This is a genomic window from Streptomyces sp. NPDC058198, assembly GCF_042882605.1.
GTDB lineage: Bacteria > Actinomycetota > Actinomycetes > Streptomycetales > Streptomycetaceae > Streptomyces.
The window spans coordinates 1,078,904-1,104,521 of record NZ_JBHVVP010000001.1 but is presented as its reverse complement, the minus strand read 5'-3'; the positions used below and the strand labels follow the sequence as shown (position 1 = coordinate 1,104,521).

Annotated in this window: 20 protein-coding genes; 7 read left to right on the top strand and 13 right to left on the bottom strand. The window is 70.9% G+C overall.

The window, feature by feature from the left end; genetic code table 11:
* Positions 1 to 26: 26 nt before the first annotated feature.
* The 4 genes from ACFVWW_RS04980 to ACFVWW_RS04965 form a co-directional block, all read right to left on the bottom strand.
* Positions 27 to 1,427 (bottom strand): GH1 family beta-glucosidase, encoded by a 1,401-nt coding sequence (locus tag ACFVWW_RS04980; RefSeq protein WP_384333266.1) that lies wholly within the window; start codon positions 1,425 to 1,427, stop codon positions 27 to 29.
* A 54-nt stretch (positions 1,428 to 1,481) separates the two neighbouring features.
* Positions 1,482 to 2,393, bottom strand: coding sequence for a carbohydrate ABC transporter permease (locus ACFVWW_RS04975; RefSeq protein ID WP_384186659.1), 912 nt, complete (start codon positions 2,391 to 2,393; stop codon positions 1,482 to 1,484).
* Positions 2,390 to 3,355, bottom strand: coding sequence for a carbohydrate ABC transporter permease (locus tag ACFVWW_RS04970; protein ID WP_386875971.1), 966 nt, complete (start codon positions 3,353 to 3,355; stop codon positions 2,390 to 2,392). Before ACFVWW_RS04970 ends, ACFVWW_RS04975 begins: the two co-directional genes overlap by 4 nt.
* Positions 3,356 to 3,456: 101 nt before the next feature.
* Positions 3,457 to 4,761, bottom strand: coding sequence for an ABC transporter substrate-binding protein (locus tag ACFVWW_RS04965; RefSeq protein ID WP_386875969.1), 1,305 nt, complete (start codon positions 4,759 to 4,761; stop codon positions 3,457 to 3,459).
* Between the two features lie 244 nt (positions 4,762 to 5,005).
* Between ACFVWW_RS04965 and ACFVWW_RS04960 the strand changes: the two genes are divergently transcribed.
* Positions 5,006 to 7,261 (top strand): glycosyl hydrolase, encoded by a 2,256-nt coding sequence (locus ACFVWW_RS04960; RefSeq protein WP_384186668.1) that lies wholly within the window; start codon positions 5,006 to 5,008, stop codon positions 7,259 to 7,261.
* A 41-nt stretch (positions 7,262 to 7,302) separates the two neighbouring features.
* Here the strand turns inward: ACFVWW_RS04960 and ACFVWW_RS04955 are convergent, their stop codons facing one another.
* Positions 7,303 to 8,343, bottom strand: coding sequence for a LacI family DNA-binding transcriptional regulator (locus ACFVWW_RS04955; RefSeq protein WP_384333260.1), 1,041 nt, complete (start codon positions 8,341 to 8,343; stop codon positions 7,303 to 7,305).
* Between the two features lie 328 nt (positions 8,344 to 8,671).
* Here ACFVWW_RS04955 and ACFVWW_RS04950 point away from each other — a divergent pair, with 328 nt between their 5' ends.
* From ACFVWW_RS04950 to ACFVWW_RS04940, 3 genes are all read left to right on the top strand, one after another.
* Complete coding sequence (locus ACFVWW_RS04950) at positions 8,672 to 10,663, top strand: Xaa-Pro dipeptidyl-peptidase (protein ID WP_386875967.1); 1,992 nt, start codon at positions 8,672 to 8,674, stop codon at positions 10,661 to 10,663.
* A complete protein-coding gene (locus tag ACFVWW_RS04945; RefSeq protein ID WP_386875965.1) occupies positions 10,663 to 11,940 on the top strand; it encodes a M14 family metallocarboxypeptidase in 1,278 nt (425 codons plus the stop codon). Before ACFVWW_RS04950 ends, ACFVWW_RS04945 begins: the two co-directional genes overlap by 1 nt.
* An 81-nt stretch (positions 11,941 to 12,021) precedes the next feature.
* A complete protein-coding gene (locus ACFVWW_RS04940) occupies positions 12,022 to 13,734 on the top strand; it encodes a BCCT family transporter (RefSeq protein WP_386875963.1) in 1,713 nt (570 codons plus the stop codon).
* A 5-nt stretch (positions 13,735 to 13,739) separates the two neighbouring features.
* On the opposite strand, the gene ACFVWW_RS04935 is transcribed toward ACFVWW_RS04940, so the two are convergent.
* Positions 13,740 to 14,693: an FAD-dependent oxidoreductase gene (locus ACFVWW_RS04935; RefSeq protein ID WP_384193697.1), complete on the bottom strand. Its 954-nt coding sequence runs from the start codon at positions 14,691 to 14,693 to the stop codon at positions 13,740 to 13,742.
* A gap of 76 nt (positions 14,694 to 14,769) precedes the next feature.
* Here ACFVWW_RS04935 and ACFVWW_RS04930 point away from each other — a divergent pair, with 76 nt between their 5' ends.
* On the top strand, positions 14,770 to 16,407 hold the full coding sequence (locus tag ACFVWW_RS04930) for an ABC-F family ATP-binding cassette domain-containing protein (RefSeq protein ID WP_384193695.1): 1,638 nt from the start codon (positions 14,770 to 14,772) through the stop codon (positions 16,405 to 16,407).
* 505 nt (positions 16,408 to 16,912) lie between these two features.
* Here ACFVWW_RS04930 and ACFVWW_RS04925 read toward each other — a convergent pair.
* The 3 genes from ACFVWW_RS04925 to ACFVWW_RS04915 all read right to left on the bottom strand — a co-directional run bounded on the left by ACFVWW_RS04925 (position 16,913) and on the right by ACFVWW_RS04915 (position 20,634).
* Entirely contained in the window at positions 16,913 to 19,306 is a 2,394-nt protein-coding gene (locus tag ACFVWW_RS04925; RefSeq protein ID WP_386875961.1) for a Tex family protein, read from the bottom strand.
* Positions 19,307 to 19,474: 168 nt separating this feature from the next.
* The gene (locus ACFVWW_RS04920; protein ID WP_384191031.1) at positions 19,475 to 19,588 is read right to left on the bottom strand and encodes an LPFR motif small protein; all 114 of its coding nucleotides are present in this window, start codon (positions 19,586 to 19,588) and stop codon (positions 19,475 to 19,477) included.
* A 182-nt stretch (positions 19,589 to 19,770) separates the two neighbouring features.
* On the bottom strand, positions 19,771 to 20,634 hold the full coding sequence (locus tag ACFVWW_RS04915; RefSeq protein ID WP_386875959.1) for a hypothetical protein: 864 nt from the start codon (positions 20,632 to 20,634) through the stop codon (positions 19,771 to 19,773).
* Positions 20,635 to 20,715: 81 nt separating this feature from the next.
* On the opposite strand from ACFVWW_RS04915, the gene ACFVWW_RS04910 reads away from it, so the two are divergent.
* Positions 20,716 to 21,360 (top strand): DJ-1/PfpI family protein, encoded by a 645-nt coding sequence (locus tag ACFVWW_RS04910; RefSeq protein ID WP_386875957.1) that lies wholly within the window; start codon positions 20,716 to 20,718, stop codon positions 21,358 to 21,360.
* On the opposite strand, the gene ACFVWW_RS04905 is transcribed toward ACFVWW_RS04910, so the two are convergent.
* A complete protein-coding gene (locus tag ACFVWW_RS04905; RefSeq protein WP_386875955.1) occupies positions 21,338 to 22,087 on the bottom strand; it encodes an enoyl-CoA hydratase/isomerase family protein in 750 nt (249 codons plus the stop codon). The genes ACFVWW_RS04910 and ACFVWW_RS04905 overlap by 23 nt on opposite strands.
* A gap of 269 nt (positions 22,088 to 22,356) precedes the next feature.
* Between ACFVWW_RS04905 and ACFVWW_RS04900 the strand changes: the two genes are divergently transcribed.
* Positions 22,357 to 22,866 carry an ATP-binding protein gene (locus ACFVWW_RS04900; RefSeq protein WP_384191042.1) on the top strand — a complete coding sequence of 170 codons (510 nt, stop codon included), beginning with the start codon at positions 22,357 to 22,359 and terminating at the stop codon, positions 22,864 to 22,866.
* Here the strand turns inward: ACFVWW_RS04900 and idi are convergent.
* The 3 genes from idi to galE all read right to left on the bottom strand — a co-directional run bounded on the left by idi (position 22,841) and on the right by galE (position 25,613).
* Positions 22,841 to 23,434: an isopentenyl-diphosphate Delta-isomerase gene (gene idi / locus ACFVWW_RS04895; protein ID WP_384191044.1), complete on the bottom strand. Its 594-nt coding sequence runs from the start codon at positions 23,432 to 23,434 to the stop codon at positions 22,841 to 22,843. The two genes, ACFVWW_RS04900 and idi, sit on opposite strands and share 26 nt — an antisense overlap.
* A gap of 112 nt (positions 23,435 to 23,546) precedes the next feature.
* Positions 23,547 to 24,485: a cation diffusion facilitator family transporter gene (locus ACFVWW_RS04890; protein ID WP_384191046.1), complete on the bottom strand. Its 939-nt coding sequence runs from the start codon at positions 24,483 to 24,485 to the stop codon at positions 23,547 to 23,549.
* Positions 24,486 to 24,629: 144 nt separating this feature from the next.
* Positions 24,630 to 25,613, bottom strand: a complete 984-nt coding sequence (gene galE, locus ACFVWW_RS04885) for a UDP-glucose 4-epimerase GalE (protein ID WP_386875953.1) — start codon at positions 25,611 to 25,613, stop codon at positions 24,630 to 24,632.
* Positions 25,614 to 25,618: the final 5 nt, after the last annotated feature.

The window sequence follows — 25,618 nt, the reverse complement described above, 5'->3', positions numbered from 1 at the left end:
TAGCCATCGGGTGGCCCCCGGGTGCCTCAGGCCAGACCGTTGCGGCTGATGGCCGCCGCGTACCAGCGGGCGCTGTCCTTGACCGTACGGCGCTGGGTCGCGAAGTCGACATGGACGATGCCGAACCGCTTGCTGTAGCCGTACGCCCACTCGAAGTTGTCCAGCAGCGACCACAGGAAATAGCCGCGGACCTTCGCGCCGTCCCCGATCGCCCGGTGGACGGCTGTCAGGTGGTCGCGCAGATAGGCCACCCGCTCGGGGTCGTGGACCGCCCCGGAGGGGTCGGCGTAGTCGTCGTACGCCGCTCCGTTCTCGGTGACCATCAGTGGCGTGTTGGGCAGTTCGTCCCGCAGCCGCGTCAGCAGCTCGTACAGTCCGTCCGCGTCGATCGGCCAGTCCATCGCGGTCCGCGGGCCCGGCGCCGGCACGAAGCGCACGTGCTCGTCCGCCCCCGGCCACGGGGAAGGATCCCCGGCCGAAGAGCCCGCCGCGACGATCGTGGGGGAGTAGTAGTTGATCCCCAGCGAATCGACCGGCGCGGACGCCGTCTCCAGATCGCCGTCCCGGACGAAGGACCAGTCCGTCAGGGACGCCGTGTCATCGATCAGATCCTGCGGAAGCCGGCCGTGGAAGACCGGATCGAGGAAGATCCGGTTCCCGACGGCGTCGATGCGGCGCACCGCGTCGAGGTCGGCCGCCGAGTCCGTCAGCGGCCGCGCGGCGTGCAGATTGAGGGTCAGCGAGATCTCGGCGCTCTTCGGCAGCGCGTCGCGCAGTACCCGGGTGGCCAGGCCGTGCGCCAGATTGAAGTGGTGCGCGGCCCGTAGCGCGGCGACCGGCTGCGTACGGCCCGGGGCGTGGACACCGGAGGCGTACCCGAGAAAGGCCGCGCACCACGGCTCGTTCAGGGTGGTCCAGGTGGCCACCCGGTCGCCGAGCGCGTCGACCATGATCTGCGCGTACTGCGCGAACCGGTGCGCGGTGTCACGCTGCGGCCAGCCGCCCGCGTCCTCCAGCTCCTGCGGCAGATCCCAGTGGTAGAGGGTGGCGACCGGCCGGATCCCCGCCGTCAGCAGCGCGTCGACCAGCCGCCGGTAGAAGTCCAGACCGAGCTGTACGGCGGGACCGCGGCCCGTCGGCTGGACGCGCGGCCAGGACACGGAGAAGCGGTAGTCCGTGACCCCCAGCTCCTTGAGCAGCGCGACATCCTCGTCCATCCGGTGGTAATGATCGGCGGCGATGTCGCCGGTGTCGCCGTTGCGTACCCGCCCGGGGGTGCGGCTGAAGGTGTCCCAGATGGACGGCGTACGGCCGTCCTCGGTGGCGGCTCCCTCGATCTGGTAGGCGGCGGTGGCCGTCCCCCAGCGGAAACCGCGGGGGAAGCGCAGCTCCGTGGTGGTCGTGGGACGTGCGTCGACAGCGGTCATGAGGAAGGAACTCCCGGGAGTGAGACGGACGGTGGGGGGACGGCGGGGGAGTGGTCAGCCCTTGACGGCGCCCTGCATGATGCCGCCGACGATCTGCCGGCCCAGCAGACCGAAGACCAGCAGCACGGGCAGCGTGCCGAGCAGCGTGCCTGCCATGATCACGGACTGGTCGTGGACATAGCCGCCGCCGAGCTGGCGCAGGGCGACCTGGACGGTCGGCTCCTGCGAGGAGAGGGCGATGATCGGCCAGAAGAAGTCGTTCCACGCGGCCATGAAGGTCAGCATGCCCAGCACGGCCATCCCCGGCCTGGCGATGGGCACCACGACCGACCAGAAGATCCGCGCGGTCGACGCGCCGTCGACGCGGGCCGCCTCGATCAGCTCGTCGGGCAGCGCCTGGATCAGGTACTGCCGCATGAAGAACACACCGAAGGCGGAGACGAGTCCGGGCAGGATGACGGCCTGCAGCTGATTCACCCACTGCAGTTTCGCGATCAGCATGAAGAGCGGGATCACCCCGAGCTGCGGCGGGATCATCATCGTGCCCACGGTGAGGGCCAGCAGCGCGCCCCGGCCGCGGAAGCGGAGTTTGGCGAAGGCGAACCCGGCGAGCGTGCAGCACAGCACCGTGCCCACCGTGATGGACCCGGACACGATCAGGGAGTTGAGGAGGGCCTTGCCGATATCGGCCTCCTCCAGCACCGCCTCGAAGTTCTTGATCAGGTTCGGGCCCGGCAGCAGGGTGGGCGGCACCTTCGCCAGATCGGCGTTGGAGCGGCTGGCCGCGACGATCGTCCAGTAGAACGGGAACGCCGAGAAGAGCAGCGCGACGGCCAGGATCACGTACGACAGCCGGCCGCCGTGCATGGTGCGTCCTGCGCGGCTCCTGCGCCGGAAGGGCGAGGGCCGTTCAGCGGCCCCGGGGGACGGCGAAGGCGGCGTCGGCGGTGCGGCGAGCGCGGTCATCGACCGGCCTCCTTGCGGGAACGGCGGCGTGCGACCAGGGCGTTGACCCCGACCAGCAGCAGGATCAGGAGGAACATCACCCAGGCGATGGCGGCGGCCCGGCCCAGATGGAAGAAGCCCCAGCCCTGCTCGTACATATAGAGACCGAGCGTCTGGTACTGATGCGAGATACCGCCCGAGATGGACCCCTCGAAGAGCAGCGGCTCACCGAAGAGCTGCGTGGCGCCGATCGTCGAGACGACGGCCGTGAAGACGATCGTCGGGCGCAGGCCCGGCAGCGTGACATGGATGAACTGCCGCCAGCGCGAGGCCCCGTCCATCTCGGCGGCCTCGTACAGCTCGCTCGGGATGGACTGCATGCCCGCCAGATAGATCAGCGCGTTGTAGCCGGTCCAGCGCCAGATGACGATGGTCGATACGGCGATCTGCGAGGCGACCGTGCCCGTCTGCCAGTCCACCGGGCTGAAACCGACCAGCCCCAGCACGTAGTTGATGAGCCCGAAGTCCCGGCCGAAGAGCTGGGCGAAGACCAGGGTCGCCGCGGCGACGGAGGTGGCGTACGGCAGCAGCATCGCCGTCCGGATGAACGTCCGGCCGCGCAGCTTGTAGTTGAGGAGATGGGCCAGGCCCAGGGCCATCACCAGCTGCGGGACCGTCGAGAGCACGCCGATGGTGAAGGTGTTGCGCAGCGCGGTCCAGAAGAACTCGTCGGTGAAGAGAGCGGTGTAGTTGCCGAAGCCGCGCCACTCCATCGCGCCGGGCGTCTGCAACTCGACCCGGTAGAGCGAGACATACGCGGTGTAGAGCAGCGGGAAGAGCCCGAAGGCGGCGAACAGCGTGAAGAACGGGGCGATATAGGCGTACGGCGAGAGGGTGCGCCAGGTGCGGTGCGCGGCGGAGGGCCGGGCGGCGGGTCCTGACGGCGGCGGGGGCGCGGCTTTCGCGGTGGCGGTGAGGGTCATGGTGCGGCCCTTCGGAGGCGTGGGCGTGGGCGGGGAATGCCGGGGGCCGGTCCCGGTCGGGGAAGGGGCGGGACCGGCCGGAGCCGGCCCCCGGAGCCGTATCAGCCGATGGTGTTGTCGACGCCCTTCTTCGCCGTCGACCACGCCTTGTCCGACGAGGTGCCCTTGCGCTCCACCTCACTCAGCGCGTTGGTGATCTGCTGGGTGACATTGGCGTCATGGACACCGAGGACCTGCACCGGCGCGGCCTTGGCCGCGTCACCGAAGATCTGGCCGGTCGGAGCGCCGGAGAAGTACGGGTCCTCGGCGCCCGAGACCTTCGCGATGGCGCCCGTGGCGGACGGGAAGATGCCCTGCTTCTGGAAGAGCTTCGCCTGCTGCTCGGGGGCGGTGAGCCACTTGATCAGCTCGTACGCCTCCTTCTTGTGCTGGGCCGCGCGCGGGACCGTGAGGTAGGAGCCGCCCCAGTTCCCGGCGCCGCCGGGCAGCTTGGCGATGTCCCACTTGCCGGAACCGCCCTCACCGGCCTGGCCCTTGATGTAGCTGAGCATCCAGGCGGGGCACGGAATGGTGGCGAACGAGCCGGCCGCGAAGGCCTGGTTCCACTGCGGTGACCACTGGTCGAGCTTGGCGCTCAGTCCGGTGTCTGCCGCCTGGACCGCGGTGTCCCAGGCGGTCTTCACCGCCGGGTTGTTCTCATAGATCAGCTTTCCGGAGGCGTCGTAGTACCGCTCCTCCTCCTGGCCGATCATGATCGCGTAGAGGCTGGCCACGCTGTCGAGCCAGGCGCCCTTCGGGGGCGCCTTCTTCATGTACTCCTCGCCGAGGGCCAGATAGCCGTCCCAGGTGGACCACTTCTCGGCCAGCTCGTCGCGGTCGGTCGGCAGACCGGCCTGCTTGAACAGATCCGTGCGGTAGCACATGGCCTCGGGGCCGACATCGGTGCCGAGCCCCAGGATCCGGCCGTCCTCCGTCGTGGCGGCGGACCATTTGGCCTCCGCGAACTGGTCCTTGAGCTGGTCGGCGCCGAACTGCTTCAGGTCCTCGAACTTGTCGGACTGCTGCTGGGTGACCGAGGCGATACGGCCCACCTCGACGCCCTGCACATCGGCGAGCCCGCCCCCGCCGGCCAGCCGGGTCTGGAGCGACTTCCAGTAGTCGGCCTCGTCCTCGGTGTCGCTCTGCTTGATGGTGACGCCGGGGTGGAGCTTCTGGTACTCCGCGTAGAGCCCGGCCTCCTTGTAGCCGAACGATCCGAAGAGGTCGACGGTGAGTGTGACCTTGCCGCCTGCGCTGTCGGAGGTTCCTCCCGAGGAACCGGATCCGCAGGCGACGAGCAGTGCCCCGGAGAGCGCGACCGCCCCCAGACGGACCGCGGCCTTCCTGGCGGCTCGGGCGATGGGCATGGGAAGCCTCCCTTGGCTTCGGAGTGCGCGCGAGAGCCGTTTGAGAGCGCTCTCAACAAGATGGGTTGGAGCGTGCCCGAGACGCCTCCCTTCGTCAAGACTCGAACACATAACAGCCTCGGTCCCCCAACAACTGCCTTGTGTGTCAGACGTATTGACACTTCTGTTTCAGGAGTTTTACGTTTCTTGGTATCTGAGAGCGCTCTCGGACACCCCTTCCCCCCATGTCTTCGAGGTGCCGTCCATGTCCGTCTCCCGTGCCAGACCCGCCTCGGCGCTGGTCCTCGTCACCGCCCTGGCCGCCATCGGCCTCGGCCCGGCCGCCACCCCGGCGGCGGCCGCCAACGTCCCTGTGGGATCCGGCAGTTACTCGGACGCCCGCCCCGCCGGCACCTCCGGCCCGACCACCGGGACCGGCACCCCGGTCACCCCCAAGGTGACCACCGCCGCGCGGGACAAGCCGGTGCCCACCAACGACTGGTGGTCCTCGCTGGCCTTCCAGCGGTACGGCGACAACCCGTACTCCACCCCGATGTACGGCCACCCGCTCACCTATCAGGCGACGGCGGGCGGCCTGGAGGTCGGCTACCCGACCACCCCGGCGATCGTCGGCGAGGGCCGCCAGTACGAGTACGCCCACAAGGCCGACCTCACTCTGGGCCTGGCGGGGCTCAACTCGGCGGACACCAAGGCCGACGACTGGTCGGACTGGACCGTCACGCCGTACTGGTCGGACGGCGCCCGCACCCTGCGGACCACCATCGGCCACGGCCTGCCCTTCGTCTACGCCAAGGGATCGGGCGGCGACGCGCGGATCACCACTGCGGCCGCGCCCGCCGTCTTCGCCGACCAGGGCAATGTCCTCGGCATCACCGTCGCGGGCCACCACTACGCGCTGTTCGCGCCGACCGGCAGCGACTGGTCGGTGTCCGGCTCCGACATCACGGCCGGGCTCGGCGCCAAGGACTACTTCTCGCTCGCGGTCCTGCCGTCCACGGACGCCCTCGCGACGTACCAGAAGTACGCGTACAGCTTCGTCACCGGCTCCAAGGTGAGCTGGAGCGCCGCCGGCGGCACGGTCAAGGCGACCTACAGCCTCACCACCGCGCCCCAGGAGGGCACCGAGACCGGCACGCTCCAGGCGCTCTACCGGCACCAGTGGCTGAACAGCACCGACGCGCTGACTCCATACACCTATGTCTCACCGCGCGGTACCATGAAGGTCCGCGAGGGCACGTCATTCACCACCAGCCAGCAGACCTCGGGGGTGCTGCCGGCCCTGCCGAAGTCAACCGGTGTGGACGCGGCCCGGCTCAAGGGCTATCTGGACGAGGTGGCCGGCGCGGCCGATCCGTTCTCCGGCGCGACCGACACGTACTGGACGGGCAAGGCGCTGGGCAGGCTCGCCCAGCTGGTGCCGATGGCCGACCAGATCGGCGAGAGCGCGACCCGCGACAAGCTCCTCGGACTGCTCAAGGGCCGGCTGGAGGAGTGGTTCACGGCGGGCGGCGCGAGTGAGTTCTCGTACGACAAGGACTGGAAGACGCTGACCGGCTACCCGGCGTCGTACGGCAGCGACACGGAACTCAACGACCACCACTTCCACTACAGCTACTACGTCTACGCGGCGGCGATCGTCGCCCAGTACGACCAGCAGTGGGCCGCCGACTCCGCCTGGGGCGGCATGGTGAAGGCGCTGATACGCGACGCGGCGAACCCCAGCCGCACCGACGCCGACTTCCCCTTCCTGCGCGGCTTCGACGTGTACGCGGGCCACAGCTGGGCCTCCGGCCACCAGGGCTTCGCCGCCGGCAACAACCAGGAGTCGTCCTCGGAGTCCACCAACCTGAGCGCCGCACTGGTGCTGTGGGGCTCGGCGACCGGTGACAACGAGCTGCGTGACCTGGGCAGCTATCTGCTGGCCACCGAGTCCGAGGCGATCGGCCAGTACTGGTTCGACGCGGACGAGCAGGTCTTCCCGGCCTCCTTCGGACATGACACGGTCGGCATGGTCTGGGGCAGCGGCGGCGCCTACTCCACCTGGTGGACCGCCAACCCCGAGGAGATCCACGGCATCAACGTCCTTCCCGTGACGGGCGGTTCACTCCACCTGGGACGCGAGAAGGCGGCCATCCAGCGCAACCTCGCCGAGCTGGAACGGGAGAACGGCGGCCCGGCCGTCGAATGGCGCGACATCCTCTGGTCGTTCGAGGCCCTCGCCGATCCGGCGGGAGCCAAGGCCAAGTGGGACGCGGGCAACGCGGGCTACACACCCGAAGCCGGCGAGTCCAAGGCCCATACCTACCACTGGATCAACACGCTGGACGCGCTCGGAGCCCCTGACGCGACGGTGACCGGATCCATTCCGAGCGCCGCCGTCTTCAGCAAGGGCGGCGTACGCACCTACGCGGCGCACAACTTCGAGTCGGCGGCCCGTACCGTCACCTTCTCGGACGGTACGACGCTCGATGTGCCGGCCCGCTCGACGGCGACCAAGTAGAAGATCAGGCAACAGACGCACGGAGTGCGGCGGGACTCGGCTCAGGCCGAGGCCCGCCGCACCAGCGTGGTCGGGGTGATCACCGAGGCCGGGGCCGACGCGCCCTCCCGCTCCCGGTCGAGACCGCGCAGCAGCAGCCGCGCCATCAGCCGGCCCTGCCCCTCGATGTCCTGCCGGACGGTGGTCAGCGGCGGATCGGTGGCCCCGGCGACCGAGTCCATGTCGTCGAAACCGACCAGAGCGACCTCGTCGGGCACCGCGCGGCCCCGCTCCTTCAGCACACGCAGGGCGCCCGAGGCCATCAGATCGTTGGCGGCGAACACCGCGTCCAGATCAGGGCAGCGCTCCAGCAGCTCCGCCATCGCCAGCGCTCCGCTCTCCGCCGTGAACGCTCCCTCGGCGATCAGCGCCGGATCCGCGTCCAGCAGCACATCCCGGTAGCCGTCGAGCCGGTCGGTCGCCGAGGTCTGGTCGCGCGGGCCCGCGATATGAGCGATCCGCCGCCGGCCCAGGTCGCGCAGATACTGCACGGCCGTGCGGGCGCCGCCGCGGTTGTCGGCGTCCACATACGGCACCGCCCGGTGGTCGGGGGCCGCCGTCCAGCTCGGCCGGCCTCCGTAGACCGTCGGCATGCCGGACCGCAGGGTGATCTCGGGGATCGGGTCGTCGGTGTGCAGCGAGAAGGCGAGCGCGCCGTCGACATGGCCGCCCGCCAGATAGCGGGCGATCCGGTCGTAGTCGCCGGGCCCTTCGAGCAGCAGCAGCACCAACTGGGTGTCGTGCGCCGTCAGTTCCTTGCTGATACCGCGGATCTGCTGGGAGAAGAACGGGTCGGAGAAGATCCGGATCTCCGGCTCGGCGATGATCACCGCGACGGCGCCGGTGCGCCGGGTGACCAGCGTGCGGGCCGCGTGATTCGGTACGTACCCCAGCTCGTCGACCGCCCGGCGCACCTTGTCGACCAGCGGCTGGCGCACCCCGGCGCCGCCGTTGACGACCCGGGAGGCCGTGGCCCGGGAGACACCGGCGCGCGCCGCGACAGCTTCCAGAGTGGGGCGGAACCCAGGGGACTGCTCGGGCAAGGCGTGCGCTCCTCGTCGGCGGATATGGCGGCACCGTACGGCAGCCACGCATACGCGGGCGAGGCGGGCTGTCGGACGGCTACAGCCTAGCCGCTGCGTCCGACGTCCTGAGAGCGCTTCCACGGCGTCCCAGCAGGGACGGCGCCCTTCCGGGCCCCGGGAGGTGACGCGACCCGGCCGGGGCCCGGAGCCGTACGTCCATGGCCCCCGGTGGCGCACGACGACCCTCCGGCAGCCGCCCCGCCCGTCTCCGTCCGTCCCCCGCCTGTCCCTTTGTCCCCACGACTGCACTGTTTCGCACCGGAGTTGCCCGGGCAGCTTCCGCCCCATGGAGATCCGTGCGCGGGGCGCCCGCTGGTCGTGCAGAACGCTGGTCGCGGCGGCCTCCGCCGCCCTGCTGGGGGTGCTGCTCGTCCCGGCGGGAGCACATGGCGCGGCGCGGGCCACCCCGCCCGCGAAGGAGAGCAAGCCCACGTACTCGTACGCGGACGCCATCAGGGAATCCGTCTGGGTGGACACCGGGATCGACGCCGACGCTGACGGCAGGACCGATCGCGTCGCCGTCGATGTCATACGCCCCCGCGAGCCCGCGCGGCAGGGCCGGAAGATCCCCGTGATCATGGACGCGAGCCCGTACTACTCCTGCTGCGGACGCGGCAACGAGAGCCAGAAGAAGACCTACGACGCGGACGGCGCCCCGGCCGCTTTCCCGCTGCACTACGACAACTACTTCGTACCGCGCGGCTACGCCTTCGTCGCTGTCGACCTGACCGGCACCAACCGCTCCGACGGCTGTATCGATGTCGGCGGACGCTCCGACATCCAGTCCGCGAAGGCCGTCGTCGACTGGCTGAACGGCCGCGCCCGCGGCTACGGCAGCCGCGGTGGCACCGACCGCGTACGGGCCGGCTGGACCACCGGCGCCACCGGCATGATCGGCAAGAGCTACGACGGCACCATCGCCAACGGCGTCGCCGCCACCGGGGTCGAAGGACTCAAGACCATCGTCCCGATCAGCGCGATCAGTTCCTGGTACGACTACTACTTCGCTCAGGGCGCCCCCCTCTACGACTCGGGGCCCGACTGGCTCTCCGGCTATGTGGAGAGCCCCGAGGCCCGCGCCCGCTGCCAGACGGTCCAGCAGCGCCTGATCGACGGGGCCCCGCGCACCGGCGACCTCACCCGGCTGTGGAGCGAGCGCGACTACGTACGGAACGCGGACAAGGTCAAGGCCAGCGTCTTCGCCGTGCACGGCATGCAGGATCTCAACGTCCGCACCAAGCACCTCGGCCAGTGGTGGGACGCGCTCGCCGACGCGGGCGTGGAGCGCAAGATCTGGCTCTCCCAGACCGGCCACGTCGACCCCTTCGACTTCCGTCGCGCCGCGTGGGTCTCCACCCTGCACCGCTGGTTCGACCACTACCTCCTCGGCTACGACAACGGCGTCGACCGCGAGCCCATGGCGGACATCGAGCGCGCCCCCGACCGGTGGTCCACCGACCGGGTGTGGCCGCCGCGCACCACGGAAACCACCACACTGCGCCCCGGCAAGGGCTCCGCCCCCGGGGTCGGTACCCTCGGCCGTACCCCCGCGAGGCCCGGCTCGACCGAGACCTTCACCGACGACCCGCGCCTCGGCGAGAGTGACTGGGCCGCCGACATCGACCGGGCGACCCCGGCCAAGTCCGGCTTCATCACCCGGCCGCTCAGCCGTGATCTGCGCCTGTCCGGTTCCGGTACGGTGACCGTCACCGCCACGCCGTCCACCTCCAGCGCGCATCTCTCGGCGGTCCTTGTCGACCTCGGCCCCGACACCATCCGCGACTACGGCGCGACCGGTGAAGGCATCACCACCCTCACCGAGCGCACCTGCTGGGGCCCGAGCACCACCGCGGACAGCTCCTGCTACCGGGAGACCGCGGCTCGCACGGCGGACGTCGGCCACACGGTCTTCAGCCGCGGCTGGGCCGACCTCGGCACCTACGCCTCGGCAGGCCACGGCCGCCCGCTCACCCCCGGCAAGCCGTACACCCTCACCCTCGAACTAGCCGCGAGCGACCATGTCGTCCCGGCCGGCCACCGGCTCGCCCTGATCATCGGCGGTACGGACCAGGGCCTCATCGACCCCCCGTCCACCACCCCCACCCTGACCGTCGATCTGGCCACCACGGCCGCGAGACTCCCGCTCGTCGGTGGCGCCGAGGCATTCACCCGCGCCACGACCGGCGCCGTCCCGCCGCACAGCTCACCCCGCGAAACCCCGCACAACGGCGTGGCCGAGCCGCGCCGGACCCCTCCGATCCCGGGAGACCGCACCTGATGAAGCCCCGTATACGCACCCTCGTCCTGGCGGCGACCGCCGCGGCCCTCGTCATGCCGCTGGCGACCGTCCAGGCCCAGGCCGCCCCCACCCCGCCGCGTACCGGCTTCGAGACCAACGACGGCGCCGACTGGACCAGCCAGCCCCAGGAACAGCAGTTCCTGTCCGCCGTCGACCGCGGAAGCGACCGCGCCTCCCTCACCACGATCGGCGCCACCGCACAGGGCCGCCCGCTCCAGCTCGTCGAGATCGGCGCCCGCCACGCGGCCACCACCGTGCTGCTGGTCTGCAGCCAGCACGGCGACGAGCCGTCGGGCCGCGAGGCGTGTCTGACCACGGTCCGCGATCTGGCGTACGCCGAGGACCGCGCAACTCAGCGCTTCCTGGCCCGGACGAGCGTGCTCGTCGTCCCCACCGCCAACCCGGACGGACGCGCCGCCGACACCCGGGGCAACTCCGACGGCGTCGACATCAACCGCGACCACATCGCGCTCAAGACCGCCGAGGGCCGCGCCATGGCCGCCGTCATCCGCGACCGGCGCCCGGATGTCATCTACGACCTGCACGAATACGGCGCCACCCCGCCGTACTACGACAAGGACCTGTTCGACCTCTGGCCGCGCAATCTCAACACCGACGCACGGATCCACGACGAGTCACAGACGCTCTCCGAGCGGTACGTACGCCCCGCCGCACGCGCCGGCGGCCACTCCATCGGCACGTACGGCATCTGGACCGACCCGGTCACCGGCGACCCCATCAAGCAGACCGCGGGCGACGGTCAGGAGCGCATCCTGCGCAACGCCTCAGGCGTCAAGCACTCACTGGGCCTGCTCATCGAGAGCCGCGTCGATCCGATGACCGACGCCGAGAAGGCCAGCGAGCCGCTCAACAACCGGCGCCGGGTGACGAGCCAACTCGACTCCCTGAAGGGCCTGTTCTCCTTCACCGACGAGCGAAGGGCCCGGATCGTGACGGCCACGGCCACCGCCAGGCTGGCCGGGCTGAAGGACCGTGGCCCGGTCTACCTCGGCGGCGCGGACAACGATCCCGCGGCGCCGGAGAAGATCATCCAGGACCCGCCGTGCGGCTACCGGCTCGACGCCGCCCAGTACGCGGACGTCAAGGATGAACTCGCCCTGCACGGTGTACTGGCCGTGCCGCTCGGGAAGGCGGCCTTCGTGCCGCTCCGTCAGTCCCAGCGGAATCTGGTGCCGCTGCTCCTCGACGAGCGGGCGGAGTATCACCTGACCGCGGGGCAGCCCGAAGCCTGTTGATCCGGCTCGACGAAGATCACCTGTGGTAGGGCGTAGCGAAGCGCGCATTCCGGCTCCGTGAAACCCCGAAAGGTGTCGCTCGTGACGCAGGACGGACAGAACGAAGGAGACAGCCGGGGAGGTCCGCCGGTGACGGTGGACCTCAACGGTCACCCCCAGGACTCCGGGCGTCCCGCGACCGACCGGGTGGTGTTCGGCGTGACCGCCGCCCTTACCCTCGCCTTCGTGGTCTGGGGCTCCGTGGGCACCACCTCGCTGGAGAACATCTCCACGGGCATGCTCAAAGGCCTGATCCGCGGCGGCGGCTGGGCGTTCATACTGGCCGCCTCCGGCTTCGTCGTCTTCGCCCTGTGGCTCGCGATCAGCCGCTACGGCAGGATCACCCTCGGCCACGAGGACGAGGAGCCCGAATTCCGTACGGTCTCCTGGGTCGCCATGATGTTCAGCGCCGGCATGGGCATCGGGCTGATGTTCTACGGAGTGAACGAGCCGCTCACGCACTTCACCGACCCGCCGCCCGGCACCCACCCGTTCTCCTCGGCCGAGGCCATCGAGACCGCCATGGCCACCACGCTCTTCCACTGGACCCTGCACCCCTGGGCCATCTACGCCGTGGTCGGCCTCGCCATCGCGTACAGCACCTTCCGGCGCCGGCGGCGCCAGACGATCAGCGCGGTGTTCGTACCGCTCATCGGGAAGAAGCACGCCTACGGCACGACCGGCCGGATCATCGACATCCTGGCGATCTTCGCCACACTCTTCGGCTCCGCGGCCTCACTGGGCCTGGGCGCCCTCCAGATCGGCAGCGGATTCCATCAGCTCGGCTGGCTGGACAAGGTCAGCACCGCGCTGCTCGTCGCCATCATCGGCGTGCTGACACTGGCCTTCGTCGCCTCCGCCGTCTCCGGGGTCGAGAAGGGGATCCAGTGGCTGTCCAACACCAATATGGTGCTGGCGCTGCTGCTCGCCGTGTTCGTCTTCGTTGCGGGACCGACCATCTTCATCCTCGACCTGGTACCCACCTCGATCGCGTCCTACTTCGGCAATCTGGCGCAGCTCGCCGGGCGGACCGACGCCACGGGCGGCAAGGGCGTCGCCGAATGGCTGGGCGGCTGGACGGTCTTCTACTGGGCCTGGTGGATCTCCTGGACGCCCTTCGTCGGCATGTTCATCGCCCGCATCAGCCGGGGCCGCACCATCCGTCAGTTCATCGGCGGGGTCATTCTCGTGCCGAGCACCGTCAGCCTGATCTGGTTCGCGATCTTCGGCGGTACGGCGCTGAGGGCGCAGCAGCAGGAGGGCAGGCTCGCGAAGGAGGCCACACCCGAGGGGCAGCTCTTCGCCCTGCTCCAGCAGTTCCCGATCGCCACCGTCACGAGCGTGCTGGTGATGGTCCTCGTCGGCATCTTCTTCGTCTCCGGCGCGGACGCCGCGTCCATCGTGATGGGGACGCTCTCCCAGAAGGGAGCGTTCGAGCCCGGCACCTTCGTGGTCGTCTTCTGGGGTGTCGTCACCGGCGCCGTCGCGGCGGTGATGCTGCTCATCGGCGACGGCCAGGGCGACGCGCTCGAAGGTCTGCAGAATCTGACGATCCTGGTGGCGGCTCCATTCGTCCTCGTCATGATCGGCATGTGCGTGGCGCTCATGCGTGACCTGCGGCGCGACCCGCTGATCGTGCGCGGCGAGCGAGGCGCCGAGGTCGTCGAATCGGCCGTGATCGCGGGCCATGAGCAGTACGACGGAGACTTCGAGATCCGCATCGGCCCGGCGGACGGGGACAGCGACGCCCGCTGACCGCGTCAGCCCGTCGCCAGCAGGGCGGCCTCCTCCGCGCAGCCCCAGGCCACGGTCACGCCCGCGCCGCCATGGCCGTAGTTGTGCACCAGCCGCGCACCGCCCGGCAGCTGTACGGCCTCCAGCCGGACCCGGGGGCGGGCGGGCCGCAGCCCCACCCGGTGTTCCAGCACCCGCGCCCCGGCGAGCGCGGGACGGATCCGGGCGCAGCGCGCGACGATGGCCTCGGCCTCGGCCGGGTCGGGGCCCACATCCCACGAATGCTCGGTCGCGGTGCCGCCGAGCAGCACGCCGTACGGCTGCGGCATCACATACGTCGTATCGGCGGAGCCGGGGACGGCCGCCACGAACCACTCGTCGATCCCCGGGTTCTCCACGACCACCACCTGGCCGCGCACCGGATACACCGACGCGTCAGGCACCAGCTCCCTGGCGCCGGTGCCGGTGCAGTCCACCACGACCGGTGCCTCGGCCGCGGGCTCGTCGAAGCCGGTGACGGTACGCCGCTCGACCGTGCCGCCCGCCGCGCGCAGCCGCTCCTTGAGATACCGCAGATGGACGGGCATGTCTATCAGCGGGACGGCGGCCCGCAGCCCCTGGACGATGCCGTCGGGCAGTTCGTCCCCGCGGGCCTCGCGCAGCCCGGGAACCCTGGAGGCCCAGCTGCCCAGGCCGTCGAGCGGGGTGTCCGCCATCAGCCCCGCGACGATACGCACCCCGGTCTCCTCCGGGCTCCGCGCGAGCTGTTCGTACCTGCTCAGCGACCGCTCCAGCCACCCGCCGACCTGCCGTGCCGGCTCGATGCGATAGGGCCAGAACAGCGCTCCCGCCACCGCCGACGTGGTCCGCGCGACCGGATCACGGGTCCACAGTCCGACGCGGTGGCCGCTCTCCGCGAGCACCACCGCCGTCGTCAGTCCGATGACTCCGCCACCGACCACGATCACATCGCCGTTCATGTCCGGACCGTAGCGGAATACGGCAGCCAGGCCCATTCCGTGGTCACGCCCTGGCCTCGTTAGGATCAGCGGTCTGATGACTGCCACGCTCGTAGCCAAGGATCTCGCCGCAGGACACGGCGACCGTTCGCTCTTCTCCGGGCTCGACCTGGTCGTCGCGCCCGGCGATGTGATCGGACTCGTGGGTGCCAACGGCGCCGGGAAATCCACCCTGCTCCGGCTGCTCGCCGGACTCGACACGCCCGAGGACGGGGAGCTCAGGCTCTCCCCGCCCACCGCCGCCGTCGGCCACCTCCCCCAGGAGCCCGAGCGGCGCGCGGGGGAGACCGTACGGGCCTTCCTGGGCCGCCGTACCGGAGTCACCGCCGCGCAGACCGCACTCGACGAGGCCACCCAGGCGCTCGTCGACGGCGCACCGGGCGCGGACGACGCCTACGCCACCGGCCTGGAGCGCTGGCTCGGCCTCGGCGGCGCCGACCTGGACGAGCGGGCCGAGGAGGTCGCCGCCTCGCTCGGCCTGACCGTCGGCCTCGACCAGCCCATGACCACCCTCTCCGGCGGCCAGGCCGCCCGCGCGAGCCTCGCCTCGCTCCTGCTCTCGCGGTACGACATCTTCCTGCTCGACGAGCCCACCAACGACCTCGACCTCGACGGCCTCGAACGGCTGGAAAGCTTCGTGACCGGTCTGCGCGCCGGCACCGTCGTCGTCAGCCACGACCGCGAATTCCTGGTGCGCACCGTGACCAAGGTGCTCGAACTCGATCTCGCCCAGCAGAAGATCACCCTCTTCGGCGGCGGCTACGAGGCGTACCTCGAAGAGCGGGAGACCGCACGGCGCCACGCCCGCGAGGAGTTCGAGGAGTACGCCGACAGGAAGTCGTCCCTGGAGGCACGGGGGCAGATGCAGCGGTCCTGGATGGAGAAGGGCGTCAAGAACGCCCGGCGCAAGGCGTCCGACAACGACAAGATCGGCCGCAATCTCCGCACGGAATCCACCGAGAAGCAGGCGGCCAAGGCACGCCAGACGCAGCGCATGATCGAGCGCCTCGACGTCGTGGAGGAGCCCCGCAAGGAGTGGGAACTGCGGATGGAGATCGCCACCGCGGACCGCTCGGGGGCCGTCGTGGCGACCCTCAGGGCGGCCGAGGTGACCCGAGGCGACTTCCGTTTCGGCCCCGTCTCCCTCCAGATCGACCGGGCCGACCGGGTCGCCATCACCGGAGCCAACGGCTCGGGCAAGTCCACCCTCCTGGCCGCGCTGCTCGGCCGCCTGCCGCTGGACGCGGGAAACGCGGCGCTCGGCTCGGGCGTGGTCGTGGGCGAGGTCGACCAGGCGCGCGCGCTCTTCCATGGCCCGGAAACCCTGCTCGACGCCTTCCGCAAAGCCGTCCCCGACACCGAGCCGGCCGAACTGCGCACCCTCCTCGCCAAGTTCGGCCTGAAGTCGGGCCACCTGCTGCGCCCGGCGACCACCCTCTCCCCGGGCGAACGAACCCGCGCCGGGCTCGCGCTCCTGCAGGGGCGGGGCGTCAACCTCCTCGTCCTGGACGAGCCGACGAACCACCTCGACCTGCCGGCCATCGAGCAACTGGAGTCGGCGCTCGACTCGTACGACGGCACGCTGCTGCTGGTCACCCACGACCGCCGCATGCTGAACGCGGTCCGCACGACGCGCCGCCTCGACGTAACGTCAGGCAACGTAACCGAGGCCTGACGTTTCGCCGTCCGGCGGTTGGCCGGGTACGGGTGGTTTTGGGCGGGGGCCGGTTTTTCGGGTGCGGGTTGTCGCCGGGTGCCGGGTAGGGGTGGTGTCCTGGACTGCATGATTTACGGCGCGTGCGGACCGGACGCCGGGTGACACGTTGTCGTGCGCCACAAATCACGCTCTACGTCCTGGACACCACCCCTACCCGTCCCCCTTCGCCTCCCGCACAGACCCCCCACCCCCACCCCTCCCCAAGCCGGGCGGGGGGCCACCGGCGGGAGGGGGTCGGGGGTGCAGGAGGTGCGTGTCCGGACGTAAAGCGTGATTTGTGGCGCGCGACTACCAGTCAGCCGAGAACCGGCCCGCACGGCGCCGTAAATCATGCAGTCCGGACACGGACCTCCGGAACCCCCGGCACCCGCACCACGACAAACGGCCCGCACCCGCACCCCCCGCCGGACGGCGACCCGCACCCGCACCACGACGAACAGCCCCGCACCCTCCGGACGGCGACTCAGCCGCGCCCGCCGCCCTTCGGGTCCGTCAGACCTGCCCGACGCAACGCGTCCGCCATCGCGCTGTTCGCCGGAGGCGCCGCCTGCCGCCCGGCCCCGCCGCCCGTACCGCTGCCGCCCGACCCGCGCCGGTCGCCGCCGCCACGGCCGCCCTGCCGCTGCTGCGGAGGCCGCCCGCCGCCGGACCGGTCGGAGCGGTCGGACCGGTCGCGAGCCGGCGACTCGTCGTCCAGACGGAGCGTCAGGGAGATCCGCTTGCGGGGGATGTCGACGTCCATCACCTTCACCTTGACCACGTCGCCCGGCTTCACCACCTCGCGGGGGTCCTTGATGAAGTTCCTGGACATGGCCGAGACATGGACCAGACCGTCCTGGTGCACGCCGACGTCGACAAACGCGCCGAACGCCGCCACGTTCGTCACGACCCCTTCGAGCACCATCCCGGACACCAGGTCGCCGAGCTTCTCGACGCCGTCCTTGAACGTGGCCGTCTTGAACGCCGGCCGCGGGTCGCGGCCCGGCTTCTCCAGCTCTCGCAGGATGTCCGTCACGGTCGGCAGACCGAAGGACTCGTTCACGAAGTCCCCGGGCTTCAGCGAGCGCAGCACCGACGCGTTCCCGATGAGCGACGCGACCTCGCTGCCCGTCGTCTTCACCATCGACCGCACCACCGGATACGCCTCGGGGTGCACACTCGACGCGTCCAGCGGGTCGTCCCCGCCGCGGATACGGAGGAAGCCGGCGCACTGCTCGTACGCCTTCGGGCCGAGCCGGGCCACGGCCTTGAGCGCCTTGCGGGAGCGGAAGGGCCCGTTGGCGTCGCGGTGGGCGACGATGTTCTCGGCGAGCCCCGCGCCGATGCCCGAGACGCGCGAGAGCAGCGGCGCGGACGCGGTGTTGACGTCGACGCCCACGCCGTTCACACAGTCCTCCACGACCGCGTCCAGCGAGCGGGACAGCTTCACCTCGGACAGATCGTGCTGGTACTGGCCGACACCGATGGACTTGGGGTCGATCTTCACCAGCTCGGCGAGGGGATCCTGGAGCCGGCGTGCGATCGAGACGGCTCCACGGATCGACACGTCGAGGTCGGGCAGTTCCTGCGAGGCGAAGGCCGAGGCCGAGTACACGGAGGCGCCGGCCTCGGAGACCATCACCTTCGTGAGCTTGAGCTCGGGGTGCTTGGCGCACAGGTCGGCGGCGAGCTTGTCGGTCTCGCGGGAGGCCGTGCCGTTGCCGATGGCGATCAGATCGACCGCGTGCTCCTTGGCGAGCCGTGCCAGTGTCGCGAGCGATTCGTCCCACCTGTTCGCGGGGACATGCGGATAGATCGTGTCCTTGGCGACGACCTTGCCGGTCGCGTCGACCACGGCGACCTTGACGCCCGTACGGAACCCGGGGTCGAGCCCCAGCGTGGCGCGCGTGCCGGCCGGCGCGGCCAGCAGCAGATCGCGCAGATTCGCGGCGAACACCCGCACGGCCTCGTCCTCGGCGGCCGTCCGCAGCCGGAGCCGCAGATCGATGCCGAGATGCACCAGGATCCGGGTCCGCCACGCCCACCGCACCGTGTCCGCGAGCCACTTGTCGCCGGGACGGCCGCGGTCGGCGACCTCGAAGCGGCGCGCGATCATGTTCTCGTACATGGTCGGCCCGGGCTGCTCCGACGGCTCCTCGGGCTCCAGGACCAGGTCGAGGATGTCTTCCTTCTCGCCCCGGAACATGGCGAGCACGCGGTGCGAGGGCAGCTCGGGGAAGCCCTCGGCGAAGTCGAAGTAGTCGGCGAACTTGGCGCCGGCCTCCTCCTTGCCGTCCCGCACCTTCGCGGCCAGCCGGCCCCGCGTCCACATCCGCTCGCGCATCTCGCCGGTGAGATCGGCGTCCTCCGAGAACCGCTCGGTGAGGATGGCGCGCGCGCCCTCCAGCGCGGCGGCGGGGTCCGCGACGCCCTTGTCGGCGTCCACGAACGCCGCAGCCGCGGTGAGCGGTTCCACCGAGGGGTCGCTCAACAGCCCTGTGGCGAGCGGCTCCAGACCGGCCTCGCGGGCGATCTGCGCCTTGGTCCGCCGCTTGGGCTTGAACGGCAGGTAGATGTCCTCCAGGCGCGCCTTGGTGTCGGCGGCCCGGATCTGCGCCTCCAGCGCCTCGTCGAGCTTGCCCTGCTCGCGGACGGACTCGAGGATCGCGGTCCGCCGCTCCTCCAGCTCGCGCAGATAGCGCAGCCGCTCCTCGAGCGTGCGCAGCTGCGCGTCGTCGAGCATCTCGGTCGCTTCTTTGCGATAGCGCGCGATGAACGGCACGGTCGAACCGCCGTCGAGCAGCTCGACGGCCGCCTTCACCTGCCGCTCCCGTACGCCGAGTTCCCCGGCGATCCTGCCTTCGATGGACGTCGTCACGATCACGCTCCGCTGTTCTGTGGTCCGCCGTCTGCATTGTGGCAGGTAGCGGTGACATCAGCGGGCGCGACCGGCGGTGACCGGCGTGTACGGCAGTCCTCGGCCCGGTCCCGAAGGGATCGGGACCGGGCCGGGGAGCTGATCCGACGTGCTCGCGCCGGAGCGCCCTCACCCGTGCGCCGCACCGCCGAAGAGGCGGGCGACCGCGCGGAAGGGAAGCGTCACGACGGAAGCGAGCGTCGATCCGATGGCGCGCAGCACATCGGCGATGGCACGGAACACAAGGGCCTCCTTCAGGTGGCTGTCGGGTCGTCGGCCGCGTCGGGCGCTCCGCACACGGCGTACGGGCCGGTGCCTGCGTACGCGGCACGCGCTGTGAGCGCCCTTCAGGCGGTGGGAAACGCGGCCTACCACCTACACAAGCGAGTGTCCGGTCAGACTGTCCGTAAACCGCGGGACGGCCTTCAGTGCTTGCCGAGGAGGTCCGCGGGGAACGCTCCGGCCGCCAGCGCCGCCTCGGCGAATCCGCCGGCCAGCTCGGTGAGGCGGGCCACGCCCGCCTCACCCAGATGCTCGTACGGCGCCCGGTCCAGCCGGTCGGTCTCGTCCTCCAGGGCCTTGCGCAGGTCCGTGCCTGCCGGGGTCAGCTCGCCGTCGGTTTCCAGCAGCCCGCGCTCGCGAAGCCGCTCCCTGGCGGCCTCCCACTCCTCCGGCGTCCAGCCGCGGCTGGACAGGATCCACTTCGGTGACATGCCGTGGCCGCTGGCGGTGTGGCTGGCCAGCGCCTCCAAGGGGTCCAGCTCGGCGAGGGCCAGGGCCGCCAGGTGGCCGTCACCGCGGTACTCGCGCAGCAGGGTCGCGGCGTGCCAGTACGCCAGATGCGGCGCGTCCGGCACGGGCAGGTCGGCGTTGGCGGCGTACAGCGGACGCGCGGGGCGTGCGCACGCCCCGGCGGCCCGCAGCGCCAGCTCCGCCGCCTCGGCCAGCTCCTTCGAGGCCACGGCCTCCTCGCCCAGCAGCCGCCGCAGCAGGGAGTCGACCGCGCGCAGCCTGGCGTCGAGCGCGGCCTCGGGGGAGACGGTGTCCCAGACGCGCGGGAGGTGCCGGGCGACGAGCTCGTGCTTGAAGTTGTAGAAGGTCGCGGTGACGGCGCCCGCGCCGGCCCGGCCGAGCGGCGCCGCGCGCGCCGCGAAGTAGGCGGCCCTCCCGTTGTCCAGCCCGGCGCGTGCGAACTCGCGTCCGAGGTCGGGGGAGAAGTAGACGGCCGAGTGGATCGGGTTGACTACGGCGTAACAGCGCCGCGCGGCGCGCTCGGGCAGAGTGGTCATGGGCGTATATTACCGACCGGTCGGTACGGATGACAGGGCGGGCCCGCCACGCCGCCACCCGCACTCCTGAAAGGCCCCGTCATGCAGATCGCGATCCTGCTCTTCGAAGGCTTCACCGCGCTCGACGCCGTCGGCCCGTATCAGATGCTCTCGCCCGCCCCCGGCGCCGAGACCGTCTTCGTCGCCGAGCGGACCGGCCCGGTGCTCGACAACCGGGGGAGCCTCTCGCTCGTCGCCGAGAAGACGCTCGCGGAGGTCACCGCCCCGGACATCGTGGTGGTGCCCGGCGGTCCGGGACAGACCGGCCAGATGGAGAACGAGCCGCTCCTCGACTGGCTGCGCGCGGTGGACACCACCAGCACCTGGACGACGTCCGTCTGCACCGGCACGCTCCTGCTCGCCGCCGCGGGACTGCTCAGGGGGAGGCAGGCCACGTCCCACTGGCTGGCCCTGGAGACGCTCAGGACATTCGGTGTCGAGCCGACCGGCCGGCGCGTCGTCATCGACGGCAAGTACGTCACCGCGGCCGGCGTCTCCTCCGGCATCGACATGGGGCTCACCCTGCTCGGTACGCTCGCGGGCGACCGGTTCGCCCGGTCCGTACAGCTGCTGACCGAGTACGACCCGCAGCCGCCCTACGACGCCGGATCACCGGACAAGGCGCCCGCGGACCTCGTCGAGGAGCTGCGGGCCAAGAGCCGCTTCAGCCTCCAGCGGTCCAGCTGAAGCGCGGCTCCCGCCGCTCCAGGAAGGCGGCGACCCCCTCCGCGGTGTCGCCGCTGCCGCGCGCCTGCTCCGTCCAGTGCCCGGCGCGGTCGGTACGGCCGGAGGCGAACTCCTTCGCGGCCGCCTGGGTCAGCTGCGAGCGGGAGACCAGCACCCGTACGAACTCCGCCACCCGCCCGGCCAGCTCCCCGGCGGGCAGCACCTCGTCCACGAGTCCGGTACGCAGCGCCCACTCCGTACCGATCAACTCGGCCGAGAACAGCAGGTACTTGGCGGTCGCGGGCCCCACCAGCGAGGCCAGCCGCCGGGTGGACGACGCCGGATAGACGATGCCGAGCCGCGCCGGGGTGACCCCGAACAGCGCCCCCTCCTCGGCGAACCGCAGATCGCACGCCGCGGCGAGCTGACAGCCGCCGCCCACGCAGTGGCCGCGTACGGCGGCGAGGGTCGGCTTGGGGAAAGCGGCCAGCGCCTCCTCGGCCGCCACCGCCAGGGACGGCGGATCCTCGCCCGGCTCCCGCAGCGAGGAGATGTCCGCGCCCGCGCAGAAGGTGGCGCCCTCGCCGGTCAGTACCAGCACGCGTACGGCGGCGTCGGCCGCCAGCCGCTCCAGCAGGGGCGGCAGCTCCCGCCACATCCGCGCCGTCATCGCGTTGCGCTTGGCGGGATGGTGCATGACGACGGTCGCGACGCCGTCCGCGACGGTGTGCAGCAGCTGCGGCTCCATGCGCCGGATGCTATCCGGGCACCCCGGACCCGCGATCGGGAAGGGGCTGTTCACGGCCGGTACCGGGGGCCGGACGGGCAAAGCGGAACCGCTCCCGAACCACCAGCGCAGGATCAGGAACGATCACATTTCTGACGCCGTCGCTCGGATGCGGCCACGCTCCGCCAATAACGACGGACTTCCGCTCAGTGGCTCGGTACGACCGGCGCGTTCCCAACACTCGACAGCCGATGGACAACGCCGGTCGAGCCAGGGGTGGGTGCGCCAGTATGGAGAGCCGCGGGAGCGATCCGGCCCGGCCGCTGTCGTACGAGGGAGTCTGGCGGTTCACCGCGCCCGCCGTCGGGATCTCCGTACCGCGGGCCCGGCACGCCGTACGCGACCTGCTGAAGCGTCAGCGGGTGCCGGTCAGGGACGACGTCGTCCAGGGCGTGCTGCTGATCGTCTCCGAGCTGGTCACCAATGCCGTACAGCACGCGGCCCTGCTCTCACCCGAGCTCGCCGTCGAGATCGCTGTCGGCGCGGAGTGGATCCGGGTGTCGGTCGAGGACGACCACCCCTACCGGCCCGGGCCGCTGGAGCCGGGGACGGACCAGACGCGGACCGGCGGGCGAGGGCTGCTGCTCGTACGGGAGATCACCCGCGAGGCCGGCGGCAGCTGCGATGCCGAGCACACCGCCGGCGGCGGGAAGATCGTCTGGGCGCTGCTCCCGTTCACCTCGCCGTTCGGCGGACTGCCGGCACGGGGGAGTGTCACCAGCCCCCGGCCGGCCCCGTGAGCTCTCTGATCGCCGGGCGCGCCGAGTCCAGCACGGTCATGAACCACGCGGAGAACGGTGCCTCGCCGTGCCGCTCGGCCAGCTCCGCCGGGGTGACGAACGCCGTCTCGTCGATCTCCTCCGGGTCGGGCCGCAGCGAGGACTGCGCCAGACCCACGAAAAGATGGTTGTACTCCTGCTCGACCAGCCCGGAAGCCGGGTCCGGGTGGTTGTAGCGCACGGTGCCCGCCTCGGCGAGCAGCGAGGGCGAGATACCCAGCTCCTCGTGGGTGCGGCGGGCGGCCGCGGCGAACGGCGCCTCGCCCGGGTACGGATGCCCGCAGCAGGTGTTCGACCAGACGCCGGGGGAGTGGTACTTGCCCAGCGCGCGGCGCTGGATCAGGAGCCGGCCCTGCTCGTCGAAGAGGAAGACGGAGAACGCCCGGTGCAGCTGTCCTGGCGGCTGATGGGCCGCGAGCTTCTCGGCGGTGCCGATGGTGTTGCCGTTCTCGTCGACCAGCTCCAGCATGATCGTTTCTTGTACGCCGTTCGACGAGTCGTTCGCCGCAGTGACTGATGTGGTCGGCATAACCATCCTTCGCTTCGGGCCTCGGCCCCCAAGTCTGCCGTACAAAAGCCCCGTGTCCGCACTTCGGGGGCGTGGGCATGTCCGTTCCCCTGGAGACGCCGGTGACGGGGCGTCAGTGACAGAGCCTCGCTTCGTGCTCCGCGTGGCCTCCGGGCTCCAGCTGGAAGGTGCAGTGCTCGACATCGAAATGATGGCCGAGACATCCCTGCAGGTCGTGAAGCATCTTCTCGTGGCCCACCGCGTCCAGCGCGTCCTGGTTCACCACCACATGTGCGGAGAGCACGGGCATACCGGAAGTGATGGTCCAGACATGCAGGTCATGGACGTCCGCCACCCCCGGCAGTGCGAGCATATGTGCCCGCACCTCACTCATGTCCACGTCCTTGGGCGCCGCCTCCAGCAGGACGTTGAGCGTTTCCCGGAGCAGCTTCACCGTACGCGGGACGATCATGAGTCCGATCAGCAGGCCCGCGATCGGGTCGGCCGTCTGCCAGCCCGTGGTCAGGATGACGGCGGCCGAGATCAGCACCGCGAGCGAGCCGAGCGTGTCCGCGAGGACCTCCAGATACGCCCCGCGCACATTGAGGCTCTCCTTCTGTCCCCGTACCAGCAGGGAGAGGGAGATCAGATTGGCGAACATACCGATCAACGCGAAGACGATCGTCAGTCCGCCCTTGGTCTCGGGCGGCACGATGAAGCGCTCGATCGCCTCGTACAGCAGAAAGCCGCCGACGCCGAGCAGCAGCACACAGTTGGCCAGCGCGGCGAGGATCTCGGCCCGCGCGTAGCCGAAGGTGCGGTTCTCGTCGGCGGGCCGGGCGGCGAAGTGGATCGCCAGCAGGGCCATGCCGAGCCCGACCGCGTCCGTCGCCATGTGCGCCGCGTCGGCGAACAGGGCGAGCGAGTCGGAGGCGAGCCCGCCGATGATCTCCACCACCATCACGGACAGCGTGATCGACAGCGCGATCCGCAGCCTGCCCCGGTAGGCGGCGGTCGCGGTACCCGCCGGCGGCCCTCCGTGTGTGTGTCCGTGGTTGTGCCCTGCCCCCATGAGGACGCGCCTTCCGGTCGTCTGGATGCTGTGCCGACCACGCCAGTCAACTACTGGTGGGGGGTATCGGGCAACACGGGACTGAACACCGTTGTCATATGGTCTGACCTGCGGAAATGAGCGCAGGTCAGAGCGGTGCCACACTCACCCGACCGACGCCGCCGGATGGTGCAGCTGCCAGCCTTCCCAGGCGGACTCGACCATCTCGCGCACTCCGCGGGACGCCGTCCACCCCAGTTCCTCGGCGATCAGGCCGACCGAGGCGACGGCCTTCGCGGCATCACCGGGGCGGCGCGCTTCGACCACCGGCGGCACGCGGTGACCGGTGACCTCGGCCACCAGATCGGCCAGTTCGCGGACCGAGACGCCCTCGCCGCGCCCGATATTGACGGTGAGGTCCCCGGCGCCCTTCTGGGCGGTCAGCCGCCGGGCGGCCGAGAGATGGGCCTCGGCGAGATCGGCGACATGGATGTAGTCGCGGACGCAGGTGCCGTCCGGAGTCGGATAGTCGGCGCCGAAGATCCGCGGCGCCTCGCCCCGGCCGATCCGGTCGAAGAACATCGGGATGATGTTGAACACTCCGGTGTCGGACAGCTCGGGCCGCGCCGCCCCCGCCACATTGAAGTAGCGCAGACAGCCCGTGGCCATCGCGTGCGCCTGCCCGGTCGCCCGCACCAGCCACTCGCCCGCGAGCTTCGTCTCGCCGTACGGATTGATCGGCACGGCCGGCGTCCGCTCCGTGATCAACTCCACATCCGGTACCCCGTACACGGCGGCGGAGGAGGAGAAGAGGAAGCGCCGCACCCCGGCGGCGACCACGGCCTCCAGCAGCACCGTGAGCCCGTGCAGATTCTCCCGGTAGTACGCCAACGGCTGCTCGACCGACTCTCCGACCTGCTTCTTCCCCGCGAGATGCACCACACCGGTGACCTCGTGCCCGGCGAGCGTACGGTCGACCAGCCGCCGGTCCAGCAGGGAGCCCCGCACCAGCGGAATCTCCGCGGGCAGCCGCTCGGGATCACCGCTGGACAGATCGTCGAGGACGACGACCCGCTCACCCGCCGCGGCCATGGCCCGCGCCACATGTGCCCCGATATAACCCGCTCCGCCTGTGATCAGCCACGTCATGCGGC